The sequence below is a fragment of the Agrobacterium fabrum str. C58 genome (genome assembly GCF_000092025.1).
GTDB lineage: Bacteria > Pseudomonadota > Alphaproteobacteria > Rhizobiales > Rhizobiaceae > Agrobacterium > Agrobacterium fabrum.
On sequence record NC_003064.2, the window covers coordinates 166381 to 187565 of the forward strand.

At 58.6% G+C, this 21185-nt stretch carries 19 protein-coding genes and 2 pseudogenes; 16 read left to right on the top strand and 5 right to left on the bottom strand.

Annotated features, from left to right (window positions below):
• Position 1 precedes the first annotated feature (1 nt).
• The 10 genes and pseudogenes from ATU_RS24730 to ATU_RS24775 all read left to right on the top strand — a co-directional run bounded on the left by ATU_RS24730 (position 2) and on the right by ATU_RS24775 (position 10594).
• Positions 2–673, top strand: coding sequence for a VirB8 family type IV secretion system protein (locus ATU_RS24730; protein WP_010974428.1), 672 nt, complete (start codon positions 2–4; stop codon positions 671–673).
• On the top strand, positions 670–1524 hold the full coding sequence (gene virB9 / locus ATU_RS24735; RefSeq protein ID WP_162180318.1) for a P-type conjugative transfer protein VirB9: 855 nt from the start codon (positions 670–672) through the stop codon (positions 1522–1524). Before ATU_RS24730 ends, virB9 begins: the two co-directional genes overlap by 4 nt.
• Positions 1525–1538: 14 nt before the next feature.
• Positions 1539–2711, top strand: a complete 1173-nt coding sequence (gene virB10 / locus ATU_RS24740; protein WP_010974430.1) for a type IV secretion system protein VirB10 — start codon at positions 1539–1541, stop codon at positions 2709–2711.
• A gap of 8 nt (positions 2712–2719) precedes the next feature.
• Complete coding sequence (gene virB11 / locus ATU_RS24745) at positions 2720–3730, top strand: P-type DNA transfer ATPase VirB11 (protein WP_010974431.1); 1011 nt, start codon at positions 2720–2722, stop codon at positions 3728–3730.
• 30 nt (positions 3731–3760) lie between these two features.
• A pseudogene (locus ATU_RS24750) lies at positions 3761–4289 on the top strand (NAD-binding protein); the annotation flags it as partial.
• 391 nt (positions 4290–4680) lie between these two features.
• Complete coding sequence (locus tag ATU_RS24755) at positions 4681–4965, top strand: YMGG-like glycine zipper-containing protein (protein WP_010974433.1); 285 nt, start codon at positions 4681–4683, stop codon at positions 4963–4965.
• Between the two features lie 207 nt (positions 4966–5172).
• Entirely contained in the window at positions 5173–5847 is a 675-nt protein-coding gene (locus ATU_RS24760; protein WP_010974434.1) for a response regulator transcription factor, read from the top strand.
• Position 5848: 1 nt separating this feature from the next.
• Positions 5849–7198, top strand: a complete 1350-nt coding sequence (locus tag ATU_RS24765) for a sensor histidine kinase (RefSeq protein ID WP_010974435.1) — start codon at positions 5849–5851, stop codon at positions 7196–7198.
• Between the two features lie 246 nt (positions 7199–7444).
• Positions 7445–8638, top strand: a complete 1194-nt coding sequence (locus ATU_RS24770; protein WP_010974436.1) for an efflux RND transporter periplasmic adaptor subunit — start codon at positions 7445–7447, stop codon at positions 8636–8638.
• Positions 8639–8647: 9 nt separating this feature from the next.
• Positions 8648–10594, top strand: coding sequence for a MacB family efflux pump subunit (locus ATU_RS24775; protein ID WP_010974437.1), 1947 nt, complete (start codon positions 8648–8650; stop codon positions 10592–10594).
• An 813-nt stretch (positions 10595–11407) separates the two neighbouring features.
• Here the strand turns inward: ATU_RS24775 and ATU_RS24780 are convergent.
• From ATU_RS24780 to ATU_RS24795, 4 genes and pseudogenes are all read right to left on the bottom strand, one after another.
• Positions 11408–11635, bottom strand: a pseudogene (locus ATU_RS24780) (helix-turn-helix domain-containing protein); the annotation flags it as partial.
• A gap of 184 nt (positions 11636–11819) precedes the next feature.
• Complete coding sequence (locus ATU_RS24785) at positions 11820–12557, bottom strand: SDR family NAD(P)-dependent oxidoreductase (RefSeq protein ID WP_010974439.1); 738 nt, start codon at positions 12555–12557, stop codon at positions 11820–11822.
• A 95-nt stretch (positions 12558–12652) separates the two neighbouring features.
• Positions 12653–13606, bottom strand: coding sequence for a zinc-binding dehydrogenase (locus ATU_RS24790; protein ID WP_236762355.1), 954 nt, complete (start codon positions 13604–13606; stop codon positions 12653–12655).
• A 67-nt stretch (positions 13607–13673) separates the two neighbouring features.
• Positions 13674–14270, bottom strand: a complete 597-nt coding sequence (locus tag ATU_RS24795; protein ID WP_010974441.1) for an NADPH-dependent F420 reductase — start codon at positions 14268–14270, stop codon at positions 13674–13676.
• Between the two features lie 191 nt (positions 14271–14461).
• Between ATU_RS24795 and ATU_RS24800 the strand changes: the two genes are divergently transcribed.
• Entirely contained in the window at positions 14462–15391 is a 930-nt protein-coding gene (locus ATU_RS24800) for a LysR family transcriptional regulator (protein WP_010974442.1), read from the top strand.
• A gap of 167 nt (positions 15392–15558) precedes the next feature.
• Positions 15559–16323 carry a 3-oxoacyl-ACP reductase family protein gene (locus ATU_RS24805; protein ID WP_010974443.1) on the top strand — a complete coding sequence of 255 codons (765 nt, stop codon included), beginning with the start codon at positions 15559–15561 and terminating at the stop codon, positions 16321–16323.
• A 272-nt stretch (positions 16324–16595) separates the two neighbouring features.
• Here ATU_RS24805 and ATU_RS24810 read toward each other — a convergent pair whose 3' ends face one another.
• Positions 16596–17522 (bottom strand): LysR family transcriptional regulator, encoded by a 927-nt coding sequence (locus ATU_RS24810; protein WP_010974445.1) that lies wholly within the window; start codon positions 17520–17522, stop codon positions 16596–16598.
• 194 nt (positions 17523–17716) lie between these two features.
• On the opposite strand from ATU_RS24810, the gene ATU_RS24815 reads away from it, so the two are divergent.
• From ATU_RS24815 to ATU_RS24830, 4 genes are all read left to right on the top strand, one after another.
• Positions 17717–18703 (top strand): zinc-dependent alcohol dehydrogenase family protein, encoded by a 987-nt coding sequence (locus ATU_RS24815; protein ID WP_010974446.1) that lies wholly within the window; start codon positions 17717–17719, stop codon positions 18701–18703.
• Positions 18700–19032: an antibiotic biosynthesis monooxygenase family protein gene (locus ATU_RS24820; RefSeq protein WP_010974447.1), complete on the top strand. Its 333-nt coding sequence runs from the start codon at positions 18700–18702 to the stop codon at positions 19030–19032. The genes ATU_RS24815 and ATU_RS24820 overlap by 4 nt, the downstream gene beginning before the upstream one ends.
• A gap of 114 nt (positions 19033–19146) precedes the next feature.
• The gene (locus ATU_RS24825; protein WP_010974448.1) at positions 19147–19869 is read left to right on the top strand and encodes an alpha/beta fold hydrolase; all 723 of its coding nucleotides are present in this window, start codon (positions 19147–19149) and stop codon (positions 19867–19869) included.
• Positions 19870–20029: 160 nt separating this feature from the next.
• The gene (locus tag ATU_RS24830) at positions 20030–21154 is read left to right on the top strand and encodes a Gfo/Idh/MocA family protein (protein WP_010974449.1); all 1125 of its coding nucleotides are present in this window, start codon (positions 20030–20032) and stop codon (positions 21152–21154) included.
• Positions 21155–21185: the final 31 nt, after the last annotated feature.

Consider the following 21185-nt stretch of genomic DNA (forward strand, 5'->3'; position numbering starts at 1 on the left):
CATGGCGACGACAGATAATCTCAAGAGCTACTTCGACAAAGCACGTCGTTTCGACCAGGACCGGATGATCCAGGTCGAGCGATCGAAGAGGATTGCCTGGTCGATCGCCATAGTTTCAGGCATTGTCGCCGCTGTAGCCGTCTTCGCGGTCGCGTGTCTCACACCCCTCAAGACGGTTGAACCCTTTGTGGTGCGCGTCGACAATTCGACCGGCATTGTCGACGTCGTGTCAGCGCTGACATCGACGGCTGGCACCTACGATGAGGCGGTGACGAAATATTTCGCTGCAAAATATGTCCGGGCCCGCGAGGGTTACGTCTGGAGTGAAGCACAGGAAAATTTCCGCACCATCGCCCTCTTGTCGACGCAAGCGGAGCAAACGCGTTTCGCGGCCCTCTACCGTGGCAGCAACCCGCAATCGCCCCAGAATACTTATGGTCGCGGGGCTACAGCAAGGATCGATATCGCTTCAATCTCCCTCATCAATCAGAATGTCGTTTCCGTACGCTACATGCGAACCATCACGCGTGGCGAGGAAGTACGAACGACCCATTGGGTTGCGTCGATCACCTATTCCTACGCGAACGCTCCGATGTCCTCGACGGACCGGCTCGTAAACCCGCTCGGTTTCGTCGTCAGCGAGTATCGCGCTGATCCGGAGGAGGTGAGATGATGCGCATCCCTCGAATTCCTGCACTCATCGTGACCCTTTCGATGTCGCCGGCGTTTGCGCTTGAGATACCCCGAGGTGCCTCGCAAGACAGTCGTATCCGGTTCGTGAACTACCAACCCTACAACATCACGCGGGTGGTCGGCACTCTGCGGTCATCCGTACAGGTCGAGTTCGCGGCGGACGAGGAAATCGCCCATGTCGCGCTCGGCAATAGCGTCGCCTGGGAAGTTGCGCCGGCCGGCAACATCCTGTTCCTGAAGCCACGCGAGAGCCAGCCGGTGACGAATATTTCCGTGGTTACGACGCGCAGGGATGGCTCGACCCGCAGCTACCAGATGGAACTGACGGCGCGCGATGGCTCCGTGGAGGCTGGTCAAAACACCTACTTCTACGTGAAGTACAGGTATCCAGGCGATGACGCCGAGCTTCGCCGCCAGCAGGCAGCGTCGAGGGCTCTCGCGGCCCAGGCGAAGGACGCCGACAATGTGCTGGCGCTTCACGAAGCCTATGGCCCCCGAAACTGGCGCTATTCTTCTCAGGGATCGCAGGCACTGGAGCCGCAAAGCGTCTACGACAACGGCAAGATTACAACGTTCGCCTTTGTGGGTAACCAGGAAATGCCCGCGATCTATATGGAGAACTCCGATGGCTCCGAAAGCCTTGTTCCGAAGTCGGTCGATGGAGATCTGGTGATGGTGCACGCGATCAGCCGCAAGTTCATCTTGCGTCGGGGCAAGGATGTGCTCTGCGTCTTCAACGAAGCCTACGACCGCGTCGGTATCAATCCTGACACCAACACAACGTCTCCTTCGGTGGAGCGCGTCGTGAAGCGCGACGTTACCGGGCAATAGGGAAGGGAACAGTCATGGCTCAGGAAGACGAGGATCGCATCCCCGGAGAGCGTGCCGAAACCGTCACCAGTCGTCAGATCGACAACAGCCCTCTCTTGAAACGCGGCGCTGTTGCCATTGCGATCATCGCGTTTGTCAGCTTCGCGCTTTGGTCGACGACGGGAAAGAAGGGAAGGGATGAAAATGTTCAGCCCGAACGGATCATTATTCGTCAGACGACCCCCTTCGAGGCCGCAAAAGAGAAAGTTGAACCGGACCAGGCGCTCCCTGAAGTAAAATTGCCAACGCCTGTCGTCGAACCGGTCATTGAAGAGCAGGATAAGCTGCTCGATTCCGCCCGCCGCGCGCCCGTGATGGCCTTCAGTGGAGGGCAGAGGAATCGGAAAGAGCTGAGGGAAGGTGACAGCTCTTATCCTTCCGACAACAGCAATTTCGTGCCGCTCGACAACAATATGTCTGTTCAGAACCAGCAAAACAATGAGCAGCAGAGTTTCGATGGCCTGCTGCGGCCAACGCGGCTTGAAGGCTCAAGGGCCGGTACACTCGGAAACCGCAATTTCATCGTCGCGATGGGAACGACCATTCCCTGCGTTCTTGAAACCGCGTTAGCATCCGACCAGCCGGGTTTTACCACTTGTGTGATCAACCGCGATGTTCTCTCTGACAATGGCAGGGTGGTCTTGATGGAAAAGGGCACGCAGGTTGTCGGCGAATATCGTGGAGGGCTTCAACGCGGGCAAGAGCGCCTGTTCATTCTCTGGAATCGCGCGAAAACGCCGAAGGGCGTTATCGTCACTCTCGCATCACCAGCAACCGACGCACTGGGTCGTGCCGGTGTCGACGGCCATGTCGACACCCATTGGTGGGAGCGGTTCGGCAGCGCTCTTCTGCTTTCCATTGTCGGGGACGCGACGAACTATGCAAGCAGTCGGCTGCAGGACAGCGATGTCGACGCGCAAAAAACAACGAGTGCCAGTCAACAGGCGGCCGCCATCGCGGTCGAGCAGTCCATCAATATCCCGCCGACACTCAATAAGCACCAAGGTGAACCGGTTTCGATCTTTGTCGCTCGCGATCTCGACTTTTCCGGCATCTACGGTCTTCGGGTGACCGAACCCAGAAACCGCGTTTTCGATCGTGCAGTCCTGGGGGATTTCGCGCCACGATCGACGCTCCTAACGAAATAGGGCGCGAAATGTCAGAGAGGCAAGAATCGGCTGTCGTCAGCGAGCTGTTGAAGCCGTTTTCGACATTCCTTCAGGACAAGTCTCTCCTAGAGGTGATTGTCAATCGGCCCGGGCAGGTGTTGACGGAAGGTCCCGGTGGGTGGCGGACCTATGAAATGCCGGAGCTGACCTTCGAAAAGCTCATGCGTCTTGCCCGGGCAGTCGCAAGTTTTTCCCATCAGTCGATTGATGAGACGCGTCCAATATTGTCGGCGACGCTACCCGGGAACGAACGAATCCAGATCGTCATCCCCCCGGCGACCATCAATGACACTGTCAGCATGACAATCCGCAAGCCTTCTTCGGTCGACTTCAGTCTTGATGATCTGGAGGAAAAGGGATTTTTCCAGACAGCGTGCGCAGCGACCAGTACCTCCTCCTCCGCGCAGGATGAGGAACTGTGTGAAACATATCGTGCCGGCCGTTTTAAGGATTTCCTGCGGCAGGCCGTCATCGCTCGAAAAAACATCATCATTTCTGGCGCCACAGGTTCGGCGAAAACGACACTTTCCAAAGCATTGATCAAGCATATTCCCGAAAACGAGAGGGTCATTTCAATCGAGGACACTCCCGAGCTCGTTATCTCACAACCGAACCACGTGCGCTTGTTCTACTCGAAAGGACGGCAGGGGCTTTCGCGTGCCGGACCGAAAGAGCTTCTCGAATCCTGTCTTCGTATGCGGCCGGATAGGATTCTGCTTCAGGAGCTTCGCGATGGGACGGCCTTTTATTATATCCGGAACGTGAATTCAGGCCATCCTGGCTCAATAACCACGGTCCATGCGAACTCGGCCGAATTGGCTTTTGAGCAGCTGGTCCTCCTCGTCAAGGAATCGGAGGGCGTTGCAGGCTTGGATCGGGCCGACATCGTGGCTTTGTTGAAGGCGAGTATCGATATCGTCGCCCAGTGCAGGAGAAACAAAGGAAACTTTCGGCTGTCTGAGGTTTATTTCAGGTGTGAGCGTAAAGCCAAGGACTAGCAAACTGATCGATTCACGCATGGTTTCGTTGCCGGAAATCTGGTCATCGACATGAGCTCGATTTCACCTATTGCTACGAAGGGTTTTGCCGCGCGCATCGAGGAAATGGGATGTGATTATCTCGACGCGCCGGTGTCAGCCGGCGAGGTTGGCGCCAAGGCGGCGTCGCTGACGATCTTGGTCGGCGGCAGATCGGATGTGTTCGAACGCGCAAAGCCGTTGTTCGAAAAGATGGGCAAGAACATAACCCTGATCGGTGACGGGGGAAATTGTCAGGTTGCCAAGGTTCCCAACCAGATCGTGGTTGCCCTCAACACTCAGGCCGTTTCAGAAGTCCTTCGCTTTTCCAGCAAAGCAAGTGCGGATCCCGCCACCGTCCGCAAGTCGTTGTGGGCGGCTTTGCCGCGTCGCGCGTTCTGGACGTTCACGGCGAACCGATGATCAACGAAACCTTCGAGCCCTGCTTTCGGATACGCCTCTATCACAAGGACATATACTGGCGATGGATGCGGCGCGTCTGCTGGAGCTTATGCTGCCAAACACTGCGATGGTTCATCAATGGCCTAGGCGACAAAGACCTCTCGGCGCTAATCAATGTCTTATAGTTCGAACGAGACCTCCTGATTGACAGTAGGCAATCCAGCGTAAACCGCGCAATATCAGAAGATGAGCCCATCGGTAGGGCCGCAAGAACGTTTGCGAGGGACTGTGCGTAGTCATTTCGACTCACCATCCTGAAACGCAGTGAAGAGCAGCGAGAGTCTGGAGCCGATAAATGGGCGTCACTTGAGAATGGGCGATCGCTAAGGCGCGCGTCCTACAGGATTTGCTCTTTCGACAGGTGTCGATGGCAACGGTTCTGCGTAACTTCCACGTAATTTTCGGCGGCCATACGTCTTTGCCTCAGAGGTCGACGGACGGCCGCAGTGGCGGTGAACGAAAGGACAGGCATGAAAAAGATCATTTCGGGTGTACTCGTTTGCGTGGCACTGACCGCGTGCAGCCAGACCGAAAAGGGCGCCGGCATTGGCGCGGCGAGCGGTGCTATCATCGGTGGGTTGGCAAGCGGTACTTGGGAAGGCGCCGCGGTGGGAGCCGCCGCAGGCGGCGCGGGTGGCGCTGTGATAGGCAACATCAGCGAACGTCAGGACCGGAACCGCCGCGACCGCTGGGAACAACGGGATCGCCGCGACTACAACTGCAGATACCGGGATTATTACGGTCGCTGCCGATAGAGATTGCAGTCGGGCTGCCTCACGTCAAAGGTGAGAGCGATACCGACGAACCCCGGTTCTTCGGTCTCGGCGTCCGAAGCAGTTTTATGACATCCGGCAATCTGACGGTCATGACGTCACGAACGTCGAGTTTATCTCGACCAAGGGTCGTAGTTTTGCTGTAAGGATTTTCGGAAACGATAGTCCGACTTGAACGTGTAGCCGACTATGAAACTTCTGCTTATCGAAGATGATCCGGAAATGACGGATGCCTTGAAGGTAGCCCTCTCGCAACACGGCATTGTTCTTGATGCCGTTGGCGATCTGGCAACGGCGCGGGAAGCGATCATTATGGCGGATTATGATATCGTCCTTATCGATCGACAACTGCCGGATGGTGATGGCAGTACCTTCCTCGCCGATTTACGCCGCGCGGGTTCAAATACACGATCGATCATCATCTCCGCTCTGAGGTCGACCGACGAGCGAATTTCGGGGCTGAATGACGGTGCTGACGATTACTTACCGAAGCCCTTCGAAATCCCCGAACTGGTCGCGAGAATGAGCGCCGTGCTGAGGCGGGCACCGACAACCGGCCCGTTCGTCCTGTCGGCAGGAAACGTCACCTATGATCGTGTTTCATGTGACGTGCATGTCAACGGCATCCGGCTTGCGCTCACCCGCAGGGAACTGCTCATCATCGAAACGCTTCTGAGAAACCGCGGTCGTACCGTGTTGCGCTCGTCCCTTGAGGGTCAGGTCTATTCCTTTGACGACGAGATCCAGTCGAACTCACTGGAATCCAATATGTCTCGCCTGCGCCGAAAGCTTGGCGAAGCGGAGGCCGACATTGTCATCAAGAACATTCGAGGCATAGGCTATTATCTTCATGAGCAGAAATAGGATGACCAGCACCTCCCTTCGCTGGCGGTTCACTTTTGGTTTTATCGTCCTCCAGCTCTGCGCCGTCATTGCCTCGCTCAGCCTGGTTTTCTATCTTCTTTCCGGCCTCAAGCCCGATGTGGCGATTACGTCCATCTGGCTGTCTCAGGAAATCGCAGATTCAGTCCGTCTCGAGCCGAATGGCCGTGCAAGTCTGATGCCGACGGCTGAACTTAAAGAGATTATGGAAGACTCGCCTAACCTTTGGTTCGTGGCAGATCTGGGAAAAGATATCGTTCTGGCACATGGCACGCCTCCCGGGAAAATTGCCGACAACATGCCATTCTTGCGGACGTTCAGAAGTGTCGAAATTCATGGCGATCTAGATGATCCGTTGAGTGTGGGCCGCGTGGAGCGTTTCGACACCCGGGCCGGTGAGGCGACGATTTTTGCTGGCGGTGTTCCGATGTCTCAATATGGTGTGACCGTGCTGTTGGGGAACCTTGCCATCGGTATTCCGGCGCTGATCCTCATCGCCATCTCGCTCATTGGCGCTCCGGTTGTCACACGCTGGGCTTTGCGATCCTTCAGCGATCTGACCACGCGTCTTGACAGGATCGATCTCGACACACGTGGCGCCCTGGTGGAAGAGCGGGGCTTGCCCACTGAGGTGCTTCGTCTGGTGCGCGACATCAACAGGGCGCTGCGTCGTCTCGATAATGGCTTCGAGGCGACGGAGCGCTTCTTCGTCAACGCGGCGCATGAACTTCGAACGCCGATCGCTGTCCTGCAGGTGAGGATTGATACGCTTTCACCAAGTTCTGACAAGACCCACCTGCAGACGGCCATCAAGCGACTGACAGCGATCGCGAACCAGCTTCTCGACACCGAGAAGTACCGGCAGAAGCCCCAGCAGAATGCACCTGTCGATCTCAACAGCGTTGTGTCGAAGGTCGTCGCCGACCTTGCTCCCCTGGCCATCGCCGAAGGCTACGAGATTTCATTCGACAGCGACGCGCAAGACGTGTTCGTCCCTGGTGATGCCGAATCTCTGGAGCGTGCATTCGTCAATCTGGTACGGAATGCAGTCCAGTACGGAGGTGGAAGAGGACAGATATCGGTCGGTATTGAGGCTGACGGCAGCGTGACCGTAGCCGATCAGGGCTGCGGAATTGCTGGCGACAAGCATTCGCGCATATTCGAACCGTTCTACCGGGTTAACCCTCACGGCTCAGGTGCGGGCCTGGGGCTCAGTATGGTCAATGAGATCGTGACCCGCCATGGCGGTTACGTCGAGCTCTCTTCCGCACCAGGCAAGGGCAGCACCTTTGTGGTGCGCTGGCGCGAAATGCGCGTTTTCAAACAGCGGTAGGGGCTGTCGCCTGCGCCAACAGGTCAAGGCGTTTTCATCCGTCAATGTTGGCTGAGCACGGCCGCGATCGCTTGATGTCGGGGGGAGATTTCTGGGACGCCATCCACATTACAAACACTTTTTGACGATCGGTTGATTTTACAGTGCTTGCCAAACGGATAGGCGCGACGACCGCTCTCCGTAATTTTCAGGTAACTCTCGTGACAGAGAAAGCCCGCAAATTTCAATAGCATGGGCCACGACTAAATGACACGACACATTACCCGCAAGCGTTTCATCCTGGCGGCGGCAACACTTGTCGGTCTGCTGGGCGTCTGGCTCCTGTTTCTGCGTCCGCCGGCGAAGCTTGAACTGGTGACGGCGCAGGCACGAACGGGTGACATTGAAGAGGTTGTGTTGGCGACAGGGGTTCTCGAACCGCTCGAGCTGGTGCGTGTTGGCGCCCAGGCGTCGGGTCGCGTTGAGCGACTGTCGGTCGAGGTCGGTGACGTCGTCGAGGCTGGTCAATTGGTGGCCGAGATCGATTCCCAGACCCGGCGCAACACCTTGCGGGACCGGGAGGCCGCCCTGGCCAACATCCGTGCCGTGCACGCCGCGCGTATGGCCGGTCTGGTCAAAGCCCGGAAGGATTTCGAGCGCGAGCGTGAACTGCTGGCGGGAGGCTCGATACCGCGTGCCCAGTATGACGCGGCTGTCGCCACGTTAGACAGTGCGCGCGCGGAGGTCCAGGCGCTGGACGCTCAGATCACCCAGGCGCAGGTCGCGCTGGCGTCTGCGGACATAGAGCTGGGCTATACCCGCATCACCGCCCCGATCGCCGGCACCGTGGTGGCGATCGTCACTGAGGAAGGTCAAACCGTCAATGCCCTGCAGACCGCGCCGACCATCGTTATGATCGCGCGATTGGACAGAATGAAGGTGCGCGCGGATATTTCCGAGGCTGACGTCGTTCGTGTACGGCGGGGCATGCCGGTCTGGTTCAGTATTCTCGGCGACCCGAAGCGTCGTTTCGATGGGGAATTGCGCCAGGTGGAACCGGCTCCAGCCTCCATCGCCAACGACGGCAGCTCTGCTGCAAGGGAGCTTGGCTCAACCAAAGGTGCTGTCTATTACACCGGGCTGATCGACGTCGCAAACGCGGACGGGGTTCTGCGGCCCTCCATGACGGCGCAGGTGTCCATTGTTCTCAGCCGCGTCAGCGGCGCCGTGCTGGCGCCGCTGAGTGCTGTGGAGGGTGCGCCGCGGGCTGGCGATACGGCACGCATCCGGGTGCTCGACGCGGCAAGCGAGGTCCAGATCCGGCAGGTTCAGGTCGGCGTCGACAACGGCGCGGACATCCAGATCCTTAGTGGTCTTCAGGCAGGCGAGACCATCGTTCTGGGAGCATCCACGGATGAACGCACAGATGGCCAGGCTCAATTGGCCGCGGCGAAGCGATAGGGCGGCGCCATGACGGAACCACTGATACGCGTACGCGGGGTATCCCGCGCTTTTCCCGCAGGCGACGAGATGGTGCGCGTGCTGAAAGACGTCGACCTCGACATCGAGGCCGGCGAGATGATGGCCATCATCGGTGCTTCGGGTTCTGGCAAGTCGACCCTGATGAACATCCTTGGCTGCCTCGATCGTCCAACGACTGGCAGTTACTGGATCGAGGGGCGCGAGACGTCGAAAATGGCCGTGGACGAACTGGCTGCACTACGCCGTGAGCGTTTTGGTTTCATCTTTCAGCGCTACCATCTGCTTGGCGATCTCAGCGCGGCCAGCAACGTCGAGGTGCCGGCCATCTATGCCGGGCGCAGCCGATCCGACCGGCACAAGCGAGCGATCTCCTTGTTGACCCGGCTGGGCCTGGCCGAGCGGACGGGCAATATCCCGAGCAAGCTTTCGGGCGGCCAGCAGCAGCGGGTGTCGATCGCCCGCGCCCTGATGAATGGCGGCGAGATAATTCTGGCCGACGAACCGACCGGAGCGCTGGATACGCACAGTGGCGCCGAGGTTATGAAGATCCTGCGCGAGCTTCACGCCGAAGGACACACCATCATCCTCGTCACTCACGACAAGAAGATCGCCGAACATGCGGATCGGGTTGTAGAGATAAGCGACGGCGTTATCATTTCCGATGAACGCAATGTATCGAGGTCCACGACGGCCCGTCCCATCCGCGAACACGGGCCGAGCGCGGGCTGGCGCGGCGCAATTGACCGGATGACTGAGGCCCTTCGTATGGCGGGCGCGGCAATATGGGCGCACAAAATGCGCTCGCTTCTGACCATGCTCGGTATCATCATTGGCATCGCCTCGGTGGCGGCTATCTCGGCACTGGGAGCCGGCTCGCAGCAACAAATCCTGAGCAGTATCAGTTCACTCGGCACCAACACGATCGAGGTGCGGGCCGGTAAAGGCTTCGGCGATCTGGAAGCGGGCAAGATACGGACGCTGGTTCCCGCCGATGCAGAAGCGCTGGTGAACCAGCCCTATGTCGACAGCGTGACACCAACCGTCACGACGAGCGTAACTGTCAAGCGCGCCGCTGTGGCCGTCAATGCGTCGGTCACCGGAGTTGGCGCCGACTTCTTTCGTGTACGGGGCCTTGAGCTGGCGCATGGACAACTGTTCGACGCCCAGGATGTTATCGCCTACAGCCAGAATGTGGTGATCGATGCAAGTGCCGCGCGAGACCTGTTTCCAGACCGGGTTAACCCGGTGGGGCAGGTCATCCTTCTGGGCACAATGCCGGCGAGGGTTGTGGGTGTGACGAAACGGGAAAACTCTTTCGGCCCGGCGGTTGATACGTTGACCGTTTATGCGCCTTACACAACCGTCATGGGCCGCATGCTGGGTCGTCCGAACGTCGACGGCATAACGGTCCGTATCAGAGACGATGTCGATCCGGGCAATGTCGAGGCCGCAGTTACGCGCCTTATCGAGCGTCGGCATGGCGCGAAAGACTTCTTCCTCACCAACTCGGCGACCATTCGCGAGACTATCGAGACCACCACGCAAACCCTGACGCTGCTGATTTCGTCAGTCGCCGTGATCTCGCTGATCGTCGGCGGCATTGGCGTGATGAATATCATGCTGGTATCCGTGACCGAACGCACCAAGGAGATCGGCGTTCGTGTGGCCGTCGGCGCGCGCCGCAGCGACATCCTCTCCCAGTTCCTGATCGAGGCTGTCATGGTCTGCCTTGTCGGCGGCCTCATGGGGATCATGCTCGCCCTCGGGATCAGCGCTCTTTTCAATTTGTTGAGCCCCGACTTCAAGATGATCTTCTCTCCTGGCTCCATTATTGTGGCCTTCGCCTGCTCCACCCTGATCGGTATTGTTTTCGGCTTCCTTCCCGCCCGCAATGCGGCAAAGCTGGACCCGATAGAAGCCTTGGCTCGCGATTGATGGCTGGAAAGGTGTGTGATGGTATAGTGAAGAATAGCAGTGGGCATTTCCGTTTTGGAATTCCAATTGGAAATCAGTCTCGCAAGTAGCTGGAGAACTGACTGCTTCCGAGTTCACGGCCTGATGATCGGCGGTCTTCACAGTATGGTCTAACGGCATTTCTAAATCAAACCTCTGCCTCCGATTCATTTCCTTCCCCGATCAAGATCCTGGTCGGCACGGTCGCATCGCCCTGAGACGGCAGCGGGTCTCAGACCGCAGGGCAACGGACGGTCCTTTCGGTTTGTCATAACTTGTCTGCTTTGGGCTTTCATCGAGAAACCTGCAAAGCAGACGTCCGGCCCGACCAGACCTATTGACCACGATCAGCCCGAAGTGGCCATTTCATCGATCCGGCGCACGTTCGCTAGGCTGAACCGTCAGATAGCTGGTTGGAGTATGGTTGGTAACCACAGCCGGCCCCTCCGGTTCTCCTGGACCGTAAAACAGACGATTGACCGAGTCATAAAGCAGGATCCCCATCGACGTGGACGACGGCCACACCTTGAATATCACCCCAATCGCTGGTTCTTATCAGCGCGCCGATAGGCCAGCCGAGCGACCTCAACACCCGGCAGACGTCATTCCACAGCGTATATGGCGCGACCTGATCATACGTCATGCCGGTGAGCATTTGCCGAACGCGAACCCCCACAGCCGTCATCCCTTGGCAATTGTGAGTGAAAGGGAAATCGAACTTGGCCGGGCTGGCGCAGTGACATGGTTGAGCTCCTTGATTCACGAATCTCGGCATATTGCCTTTCGACTCATGCCCTCCTCCTCCAGTCCAAGCAGGCCGGACTTGCAGATTCGCAACCGGCCGACTTTCTCCGTGGTGACGAGGCCCGCTTGCTTCAGGACGCCGACGTGCTTCTTCATGCCCGTGAGGCTAATGTGGAATTTCGCGGCGAGCTCCCTGATCGAAGCGTTGTGACGTCCAAGCTGCTCCCGGATGCCGCGTCGCGTGGCGTCCGAAAGCGCGGCGAAATGGGCATCGAGGCGGTCCGCCGCTGTAACTCGATTCCCAGCGTGACGGCCGGTCCGCTCCTGAAAGACACGCGACCTACACTTCGTTCGACCACGCTATGATGGTACAAAGTGGAATGAGGAAGGAGAGCTAGCAGGTGGTAGTATCCAGTTAGCTCCCGCTCTCGTATGTTTAAATCGTGGACCCACGGGAGTGTGTTTAGGTTAGCGTGCCGCCATCAACGGTCAGGATGGTTCCGGTGATTTGTCGGGCCGCGCCAGATGCGAGGAACGCTACCGCTGCCGCGACATCCTCCGGCTCGCCGTACCGGCCGAGCGGTATTAGGGCACGCTGGAAATCTCCGAACTCGCCCTCGGCCGGATTCATTTCGGTGTTGGTTGATCCCGGCTGAATGAGGTTGACAGTGATGTCACGGGGGCCAAGTTCTCGCGCCAGACCGCGGGTAAATGATTGAAGTGCCGATTTGGTCATTGAATAAACCGTCGATGGCCCGACAATGCGTTCCGCGCCTGCGGAGCCGATTGTGACGATCCGACCACCTTTGCCAAGATAAGGCATCGCGGCTTGTGATGCCAAGATTGGGGAACGAGCGTTGACAGCAAAAAGCGCGTCGATCTCGGCGACGGTGAAATCCGCCACGTCCTTGTAGATCGCGATAGCCGCATTGTTCACCAATATGTCGAGGCCGCCCAACGCTTGCGCCGCTTGATCAACCGACCGCTTGACCGCCTCTGGGTCCATGCTATCAGCCTGGATAGCCAAGGCCTTGCGTCCTTTGCCTTCTATCGTTGCGACAACTTGCGCTGCCCGATCAGCGGCGCGTTCGTACGTGATCGCAACGTCGGCGCCTTTCTCGGCCAGAGCGATCGCAATCGCGGCTCCAATGCCGCGGGACGCACCAGTCACGAGCGCACGTTTACCTGCTAGTTCACTCATCGATCATTCCTTTCTTTATCGACATGGGAAATGTTTCGCCCGGCCGCCTTGCGGCGGGCGTCCGTGCGGCCTGCAGCCGTACGATTATTTTCGGTTCAAGCGATCAGGACCGGCAGACCGCTCAAGCGGCGATTGTCCACGTCATCATGCGCTCGGGCTATCTCGTCGAACGGATAGCGTGTCGTTTCGAGATCATCGAACACGCCTGAGCGCAGCGCATCCCATAGCTGGGAAGTTGCGTTTTCGACTGCCGGTCCCCGGACATATTGAGGGGTTCCACCGCTGCGGACATCTACCCCCCGCCGCACAAGATCGGGGGCCGGCGCTGGCTGACCCGTCGCGGCTCCGATCGCGGCAATCACGCCACCATCACGGACACTCGAGGCGGCCAGAGCAAAGGTCGCCCGGCCGACCAAATCATAGACGACGTCGACACCGTCAGGTGCGATCGCACGGATCTTGGCGGCGATGTCTGGCTCGCCAGCGTGGAAGGCATGGGTGGAACCCGCCGCGACTTTGTCAAACTTGCCTGGCGATCCGGCGACGCCGATCACGGTTGCGCCCAGCGACCTTGCCCAGCGTGACAGGATGGCGCCAACGCTTCCCGATGCCCCAAGCACCATCACCGTATCGGCGGATTTGAGATCGTGTAGACCACGAATCCCCATCCAGGCCGTCGCACCCTTCGCCAGGAAGGTCGCCGCAGTCTCGTTCGAGATATCGGCGGGCAGGCGGATGAGCGGCGCTGTCGGAATGACCCTCTCGGTAGCATAGGCGCCTTCCGAAAAGAAGTAAGCGACCCGGTCACCGACCGACAACCCCTCGACGCCGGATCCGACCTCGGTGATGGTACCGGCTGCTTCAAAACCGGGAACCGCCGGCAACGCCATCGGATACTGGCCTTTTCGTATCATCGTATCGACGAAGTTGAGGCCGATCGCGTCTTGAATGAGCCTGACCTCGCCGGCACGGGGCGCGTGCAGGTCTTGCTTGATAACCTGCAAAACCGACGGTCCACCGGCCGACTGCATTTGAATGAATCTTGTCACGATATTTTCTCCGGATTTCAGATGGCGCGCCGCGCTCCGATTGCAGACGGCTGGAGCGCAGTGATGTTCAGTCGAACTTGACGAGATTGAGAGCGGGCAGCGGACCGCCTGGGAACTGAAGCAGTTGGCTGCCGACCGGAAGCCCGCCGAGATCGATCCCGAAGAAGCCGATGCGATCAATGATGGCGCCGACCTCAGCCTTCGCCCTCATATCGTCGCCCGAGTAAAACAGGACGCGCCTGCCTCCTTCCGAGTGGGGGTCGCCCGACAGTTGCTTTGGCGTCAGATGGTTGAACGCCTTGACGACGCGCGCGCCTGGCACGAGGGCGGTGAAAATATCCGTAGAGGTGCGGCCGCCAAGGTCCGCCGGCCTGTAAAGCGGCGCTTCGATGGAGTTGTTGGCGTCGATTACGATCCTGTCGCCGAAGTTCAAACCGGCGAGCGCGCCAGGTATCTTTGACCACGGGACTGCCACGAGAACGATGGCTTGCGCCGCGGCCTCTGGGACGCTTCCAGCCCGAATTGTGCTTCCAAGTTTTGAAACAAGCGCCGTGAGGCTTTCCGGTCCTCGGCTGTTTGCGATCACGGCTTCTATTCCTGCCTTGCCGAGCGCAGTGGCAAATGCGCCCCCGATATTGCCGGCTCCGATAATTCCAACTGTCATCACCCACTCCTTTGCGGTTCGTGAGAATTCTGTCTGCGACGGTCGGTTTTCCCGCTGCATCCTGGGCGTGATGCCGTTGGCGTTGCAGAAATCCGCTTTTGCTGTTGGCTGGAATATGGCTGGCAAATACACGCAGCATAAGTCATAGATGAATTGTTTTAGTTTCAATCAATGTTTGAAGGTTACGCTTTATGGAGACACTGGCAAACCTCGAAGCGTTCGTTCGAAGCGCAGAAGCAAGCAGCTTTTCTGGGGCGGCACGGCGTCTCTCGATCACACCGGCCGCAGTCAGCCGGAATGTTGCAATGCTGGAACGCAACCTCGGTATACGGCTGTTTCACCGCTCAACGCGGAAGTTGACCCTGACCGAGGCGGGGGAGTCGTTTCTGGCAAGCATAGGGGACAGCCTGAACCACCTTCAGGGGGCAATCGACGGGGCATCACAAACGAAGGGCGAGCCCGTCGGCGTTTTGAAGCTCAGTATGAGTTTGTCGTTCGCGATGGGATACGTTCTCCCCGCACTGCCCGACTTTCTGGCCCGTTATCCGGGCGTCCGACCTGACTGGCATTTCGACAGCCGCAAGGTCGATCTTATCGCCGAGGGTTTCGACGCCGCGATCGGCGGTGGTTTCGAACTCAATCCTGGCATCGTTTCCACGACGCTCGCACCCGTGCACGTTATCGCGGTCGCATCGCCCAGCTATTTTGCTGCACGTCGCCGGCCGACCAGCCCCGTCGATCTGGCCGATCATGCCGGAATCTTGATGCGGTCCTCGAATTCGGGCCGGATCAGGCAATGGATGATGCGGGACGCTCAAGGACGCGAAGAGCGCGCGCTCCTCAACGAGACGATTGTGATGAGCGACGCCGCGCCCATGGTCCAGGCGGCAATCGCGGGGTTGGGAATTGCATTGTTGGCTGTACCCGATGTGCTGCCGCATATGGAAAGTGGCGCGCTCGAACGTATCCTTCCGAAGTGGTATGCCGATGCCGGATCTATTTCGCTCTATTACTCAGGCCGCGTGCTACAACCACTAAAAACACGCGCTTTCATCGACTTCTATACCGAGTATTTCCGTCGCGAGCGCCTCAGTGCCCGGTTTGCAGGCAGTCTCGGCTAATGTCCACACGTCCTTGTTAGCTTCTTTGAAAACCGTGGTCTTTTGACTGCGTCGAATATCCCATATTCAACACATGCTTGAAGATGATCCAACCGATATGATGCTAATATTCTAGGACAGGGATGGGCAAATATATCACTCCACAGACACGTAAAAGGAGTGAAAAAATGATTGACTTAACCTCGTCTCGATATCTTCCACTGAACGGAAAGATCGCACTTGTCACGGGTGGATCGCGATCTATTGGCGCATCAATTGCCCAGCGTCTCGCAGCGGATGGCGCTCAGGTTGCCTTCACCTATCGTGGATCACCTGCGAAGGCTGAGGAAGTTGCTGTCGCCATAGAAAAAACGGGCGCGCGCGCGCTGGCTATTGCCGCGGATGCCGCTGATCCGGACGCGATACGCGCTGCCGTTGCCGCGACGGTCGATAAGTTCGGCGGCCTCGACATTTTGGTGAACAATGCCGGTATTGCCTTTGCCGGTCCGATCGACGAAATCGCCTTCGATGACTATCAGGCAATGCTCGCAATCAACGTAACCGGCGTTTTCGTTGCCACGCAGGAGGCCGTACGCCATATGAAGGATGGCGGCCGGATCATACATATTGGCAGTTCGATCACGAAATATGCCGGGGTTCCTGGGCTGTCAGCATACGGCCTCACCAAAGGGGCAGTCGCCGGTTTCAACCGCAGTTTGGCTCATGACCTCGGGCCACGCGGCATCACAGTCAACACCGTGCATCCAGGCCCAACCGACACTGATATGAACCCTGTTGATGGTGAGTTTGCCGCTATGCAGATCTCGCGTATCGCGGCGGGCCGCTATGGAAAGCCCCGGGAAATTGCGAACGTGGTGGCATTCCTTGCAAGTCCGGAAGCCTCGTTTGTAACAGGTGCCGACATCCGGGCCGATGGTGGTTTCACATCCTGAAACTGCCGGGGCGAAATGCAAAATTCGCTTCGCCAGCCGCAGCGATTTCGACGCCTCGCCAACAATCAGGGCTCAAGGCGGGCTTGACCGACGCGGTTGCAAGACGCCGTCGCGGCTTGGCACGATCAAAAACAAGAAGTCGCCTTCGGCCGGTTCACCGTTGTAATCTCGATCTGGAATGCGCGCGTGGCGCCGCCGTTCAAGCGCAAAACCGCACCGCTGCATATGAACTCGTGTTCGCGCGCGCATCGGAACCGGACAATAATCACGTATCATCCACGGTGATTGAGGATGTTTTCCAGCCCTTTATCCCAGTAGGGTTGATTGCCGAACCGATTGACAAGCCAGTCGATGAACACTCTCACTTTCGGTGCCAGTTCGCGAGAACTTGGATACAACGCCCAAAGCGTCTGGGTTGAGATCAGCGGGTACTCCGGAAGGACCGGCACCAATGCGCCGGACTGTAGCTCCTCCGATGCGCACCACGTGGCCATCAGCGCAATGCCCAGCCCGGCGGAAGCGGCATCGCGCACTGCAGTACCGTCATTGATGCGGAGACTCGGAGTAACACGTCGTTCGATCACCACGGAACCTTTTCCCCGAAATGTCCAAAGATCCAGCGCGCCGACGACAAGGCAGGTATGTTCCGCCAGGTCGTCGGGCGTGCTGGGCCGGCCGTGTTTTTCGAGATATTCGGGCGACGCGACCAGCACGCGATTGTCGGGAGCAAGCCGCCGCGCGACAAAGGATGAATCGCTGAGCTCGGTATAACGAACCGCGACATCGAAGGCACCCTCGACCAGATCAACGATACTGTCCGAAATGCGCAAATCAAGCGCCAAGTCGGGATATTGCCTGCAGAAGTCAGCCAGACCCGGCACAATATGCATTCGCGCGAACGAGGCGGGGGCCGCTATTCGTAATGTGCCGCGAGGCGCTGCTTGCTCTCGCCCAAGTGCCGCTCGGGCAGCCTCCGCAGCGACGACAATATGTTCCGCATGCGGCAGGAACGCCAGACCGTCTTCAGTCAAAGTTGCTTGCCGTGTGGTGCGATGGACGAGCCTTGCACTGAGTTTTCGCTCGAGAACCAACAGTTTGGCGCTCGCGCCAGCAGGCGTCAGACCCAAGTCGCGCGCTGCGGCACTGATGCTGCGCAGTTGAGCAATCCGTACGAAGAGATTTAATTCGTCCACGTCCATTCGCTGACTTTCAAATTTTTTTTGAAGGTGATCCTTAATCCGGGCCACTACCGAAAGCAATCGCGATAAATCACATAGGAGCTATTGAAACGGCGGCGGACGCTTTGAGGCCGGCAATGCTCCAACGGCGGAGCATGTTTCTCGTCCGACGCCGTCGACCAGAATCATTACCTTCGATAGAACAGGAACCTGAAATGAAAGCGATGTCACTCAAATCCTTTGGCGGCCCAGAAGCCTTTGATCTTGTCGAAGTTCCAAAGCCTCTTCCGAAGGCGGGGCAGGTTTTGGTACGGGTCCATGCCACATCGATCAATCCCCTCGACTACCAAGTTCGGCGAGGCGATTATCGCGACCTGGTGCCGTTGCCGGCAATTACCGGCCATGACGTATCGGGCGTTGTCGAAGCTACCGGTCCGGGGGTAACAATGTTCGCTCCAGGAGACGAGGTCTGGTACACGCCACAGATCTTCGACGGGCCAGGCAGTTATGCCGAATACCACGTTGCGAACGAAAATATCATCGGACGCAAACCCAGCTCGCTGACCCATCTTGAGGCTGCGAGCCTTAGCCTGGTTGGAGGAACCGCCTGGGAAGCGCTTGTCTCGCGTGCTGCCCTGAGGGTTGGTGAAAGCATATTGATCCATGGCGGCGCTGGAGGGGTAGGGCACGTCGCTATCCAAGTTGCGAAAGCCATCGGAGCAAAGGTCTACACGACCGTCCGTGAAGAAAACTTCGAGTTTGCGCGAAGTGTCGGAGCTGACGTCGTCATTGATTACAGAAAAGAGGATTATGTCGCCGCCATCATGCGGGAGACTGAAGGCCTCGGAGTAGACGTCGTGTTCGACACTCTCGGCGGCGAAACATTGTCCCACAGCCCGAAGGTGCTTGCACAATTCGGTCGTGTCGTCTCGATCGTGGACATCGCCCGGCCGCAAAATCTCATTGAGGCATGGGGCAGGAACGCGAGTTACCACTTCGTCTTCACAAGGCAGAACCAAGGCAAGCTCAACGAGCTGAACGTTTTGGTGGAACGTGGTCAGCTGAGGCCGCACGTGGGCGCCGTCTATTCGCTCGCCGACCTTCCGCTTGCCCATGCGCTGCTCGAGAAACCAAACAACGGTTTGCGCGGTAAGATCGCGATTGCCATTGACCCGCAGGCTGAGACAAAGGTGCAATCATGATTTATGAGATCGCTATGCTGCCGGTCCAAAAGGACAAGATCAGCGAGTTCAGACAAGCGTTCGGAGACGTTGTTCCTCTGCTCAAGCGTGCGCGGGGTTACCGCGGTCACGTTCTCGCCCAAGGGGTCGAAACGCCGGAGGTATTCAATCTGATCGTGCGATGGCGGTCGCTTAACGATCATACTCCGGGTTTCGAAGCGAGCGAAGACCATGAGCAGTTCATGGAAGGCATACAGGACTACTTCTCGGGGGAACCGACGGTCTATCATCTCGAGGGCGACAACAGCGGCTGGAGTGACTATCGTCATGGGAAAAGCGGCGCGGCTTAGAGCGCACAACGGCAAGGGTTCCGCTAATAGCAACGCCGGGTTTCTCTGACGCCGACTTCCGCGATGCCACCATGTCCCTATTCTCCTGACAACAACCACCAAGGAGATCGCGACATGCCTGCAGTCCTCGTCCACGGCGTACCCGACACCCACCGGCTCTGGGACACCGTTCGCTCTCATCTTGAGCGCAGTGACATTATAACGATCGATCTTCCCGGCTTCGGTAATCCGTTGCCATCAGACTTCAGGTCAACAAAGGAAGAGTATCTCGACTGGCTGATCAACCGGATCGATGAGATTGGCGAACCCGTAGATCTGGTCGGCCATGACTGGGGCTGCCTTCTGACAGGCCGTCTGACGTCGATCCGGCCGGATCTGGTGCGGACCTGGACCGGCATCAGTGGGCCGATCGACCCGGAATATCCGTGGCACTATCTCGCCAAGATCTGGCAGACGCCAGGTGAGGGCGAGCAATGGATGAAGGATCTCGACCTCGAGGAATTTGCGGCGAAACTCATCGAGGCGCAGATGCCGAAAGATGCGGCGGATGAATCGGTTCGGCATCTCGATGCCACTATGCGGGCAAGCATTCTCGCACTTTACCGTTCCGCAATCGGGGTAGGGGCGGAGTGGAAGCCGGGTCTGAGCAGCATAACCGCGCCAGCGCTGGTGATCTGGGGCCTGGACGATCCGTTTCTGCCGCACCGCTTCGCCGACGAGCTCGGCAATGCCACACACGCACGCGCCGTCGTTAAGCTGCGCACCTCGCATTGGCCGATGATAGAGCGTCCGGCCGATGTCGCGCGCGAACTCGAGGCCCATTGGGCTCACGGTTAACGCCCTACGCTTGCGTCACTTGGGCTCAAACCCACGCAGCCGCAACGTGAACGGCAATGCTTGGTCTCTCGCTATGTGCCCAAGCATTTGTCCGGAAACGAAACCATGTGACGCAGCACGGCGAGCATTGCCGGGCTGCACCAGACAGGAGCACGCCTACATGACCAATTCAGCAAACTCCCGGATCGGCGTCGGCATCGTCGGCGCCAGTGCCGATCGAGGCTGGGGCGGAATTGCTCACGTCCCGGCACTGCGGGCGCTCGATGCGTTCCAGATCCGCGCCGTCAGCACAACTCGTATGGAGAGTGCGAGCCGACTGGGCGCCGATCTCGCCTTTGACACACATCAGGCGCTGGTCGTTCGGCCGGAGGTCGACTTGGTGGTGGTTGCGGTCAAGGTGCCGGATCACAAGCAGATCGTTTCGGACGCGCTCGCCGCGGGCAAGATGGTCTATTGCGAATGGCCGCTCGCGCGAAATCTATCGGAAGCCGAAGCGCTGGAGGGGCTTGCCCGCGAACGGCGGCTGCGTACGGTTATTGGCCTGCAGGGCGGCCTGCACCCGCCGATCCGCTACCTTCACGACCTCGTCCGGCAAGGCGTGATCGGCAGGCCGCTCAGCACGAGCATCCGAGCGCATCTGAACGACGACATGTGGGTCGGCCGATATGACCCGCCATTCGAGTACATGGCTCGTGCAGAGAATGGCGCGACGCTTCAAAGCATCATGCTCGGCCACGCGCTCCAACCACTGGCCCACGTACTCGGCGGATTCGAGAGCCTGTCCGCCATCGTCGCCAATCAGCGCGGCGACGGCGTTCGCCTTTCGGATGGCTCGTCCCACCCGAAGGATGCGCCCGACGAGATCATCGTCGCCGGCGTTCTCAAAGGCGGGATCGTTACTTCGCTGCATTACAGTGCCGGACAGTCCGTCGGCTTGGTGTGGGAGATCCAGGGCACGGAAGGCAGTCTGCGCGTGGAGACGGCGTCGGGCTACATCCACTTCGGTGATATGACCATCACGTTGCGCCGCGGCAGCGAGCCTGTCCGGCACCTACGGGTCCCAACAGCATATGCGGCTCCCGACCTGCAACTCGAAGCGCCCGCGGCGGGTGTCGCCCGGCTCTACGCCCAACTCGCCGCCGACCTCCGCGACGGAACCGCAGATGCGCCAGACTTCGCGGTCGCGCTCGATCGTCACCGGGTGCTCGAGGCGATTACACAGGCCAATCTAACGGGTCATCGCCAGCATCTGTCCCTCCGCGTTACAGGCAACCCAAATCCCTAAAAACCCAGGAAGGGCTCCAGTTCGCGCGCCG

Excerpts from the sequence above, each read along its gene's own strand:
- ATU_RS24805 (WP_010974443.1), top strand. The coding sequence starts at position 15,559 with ATGATTGACTTAACCTCGTCTCGATATCTTCCACTGAACGGAAAGATC.
- virB9 (WP_162180318.1), top strand. The coding sequence starts at position 670 with ATGATGCGCATCCCTCGAATTCCTGCACTCATCGTGACCCTTTCGATG.
- ATU_RS24810 (WP_010974445.1), bottom strand. The coding sequence starts at position 17,522 with ATGGACGTGGACGAATTAAATCTCTTCGTACGGATTGCTCAACTGCGC.
- ATU_RS24820 (WP_010974447.1), top strand. The coding sequence starts at position 18,700 with ATGATTTATGAGATCGCTATGCTGCCGGTCCAAAAGGACAAGATCAGC.
- ATU_RS24760 (WP_010974434.1), top strand. The coding sequence starts at position 5,173 with ATGAAACTTCTGCTTATCGAAGATGATCCGGAAATGACGGATGCCTTG.
- ATU_RS24775 (WP_010974437.1), top strand. The coding sequence starts at position 8,648 with ATGACGGAACCACTGATACGCGTACGCGGGGTATCCCGCGCTTTTCCC.
- ATU_RS24765 (WP_010974435.1), top strand. The coding sequence starts at position 5,849 with ATGACCAGCACCTCCCTTCGCTGGCGGTTCACTTTTGGTTTTATCGTC.
- virB10 (WP_010974430.1), top strand. The coding sequence starts at position 1,539 with ATGGCTCAGGAAGACGAGGATCGCATCCCCGGAGAGCGTGCCGAAACC.
- ATU_RS24830 (WP_010974449.1), top strand. The coding sequence starts at position 20,030 with ATGACCAATTCAGCAAACTCCCGGATCGGCGTCGGCATCGTCGGCGCC.
- ATU_RS24800 (WP_010974442.1), top strand. The coding sequence starts at position 14,462 with ATGGAGACACTGGCAAACCTCGAAGCGTTCGTTCGAAGCGCAGAAGCA.
- ATU_RS24795 (WP_010974441.1), bottom strand. The coding sequence starts at position 14,270 with ATGACAGTTGGAATTATCGGAGCCGGCAATATCGGGGGCGCATTTGCC.
- ATU_RS24785 (WP_010974439.1), bottom strand. The coding sequence starts at position 12,557 with ATGAGTGAACTAGCAGGTAAACGTGCGCTCGTGACTGGTGCGTCCCGC.
- ATU_RS24755 (WP_010974433.1), top strand. The coding sequence starts at position 4,681 with ATGAAAAAGATCATTTCGGGTGTACTCGTTTGCGTGGCACTGACCGCG.
- ATU_RS24770 (WP_010974436.1), top strand. The coding sequence starts at position 7,445 with ATGACACGACACATTACCCGCAAGCGTTTCATCCTGGCGGCGGCAACA.
- virB11 (WP_010974431.1), top strand. The coding sequence starts at position 2,720 with ATGTCAGAGAGGCAAGAATCGGCTGTCGTCAGCGAGCTGTTGAAGCCG.
- ATU_RS24815 (WP_010974446.1), top strand. The coding sequence starts at position 17,717 with ATGAAAGCGATGTCACTCAAATCCTTTGGCGGCCCAGAAGCCTTTGAT.
- ATU_RS24730 (WP_010974428.1), top strand. The coding sequence starts at position 2 with ATGGCGACGACAGATAATCTCAAGAGCTACTTCGACAAAGCACGTCGT.
- ATU_RS24825 (WP_010974448.1), top strand. The coding sequence starts at position 19,147 with ATGCCTGCAGTCCTCGTCCACGGCGTACCCGACACCCACCGGCTCTGG.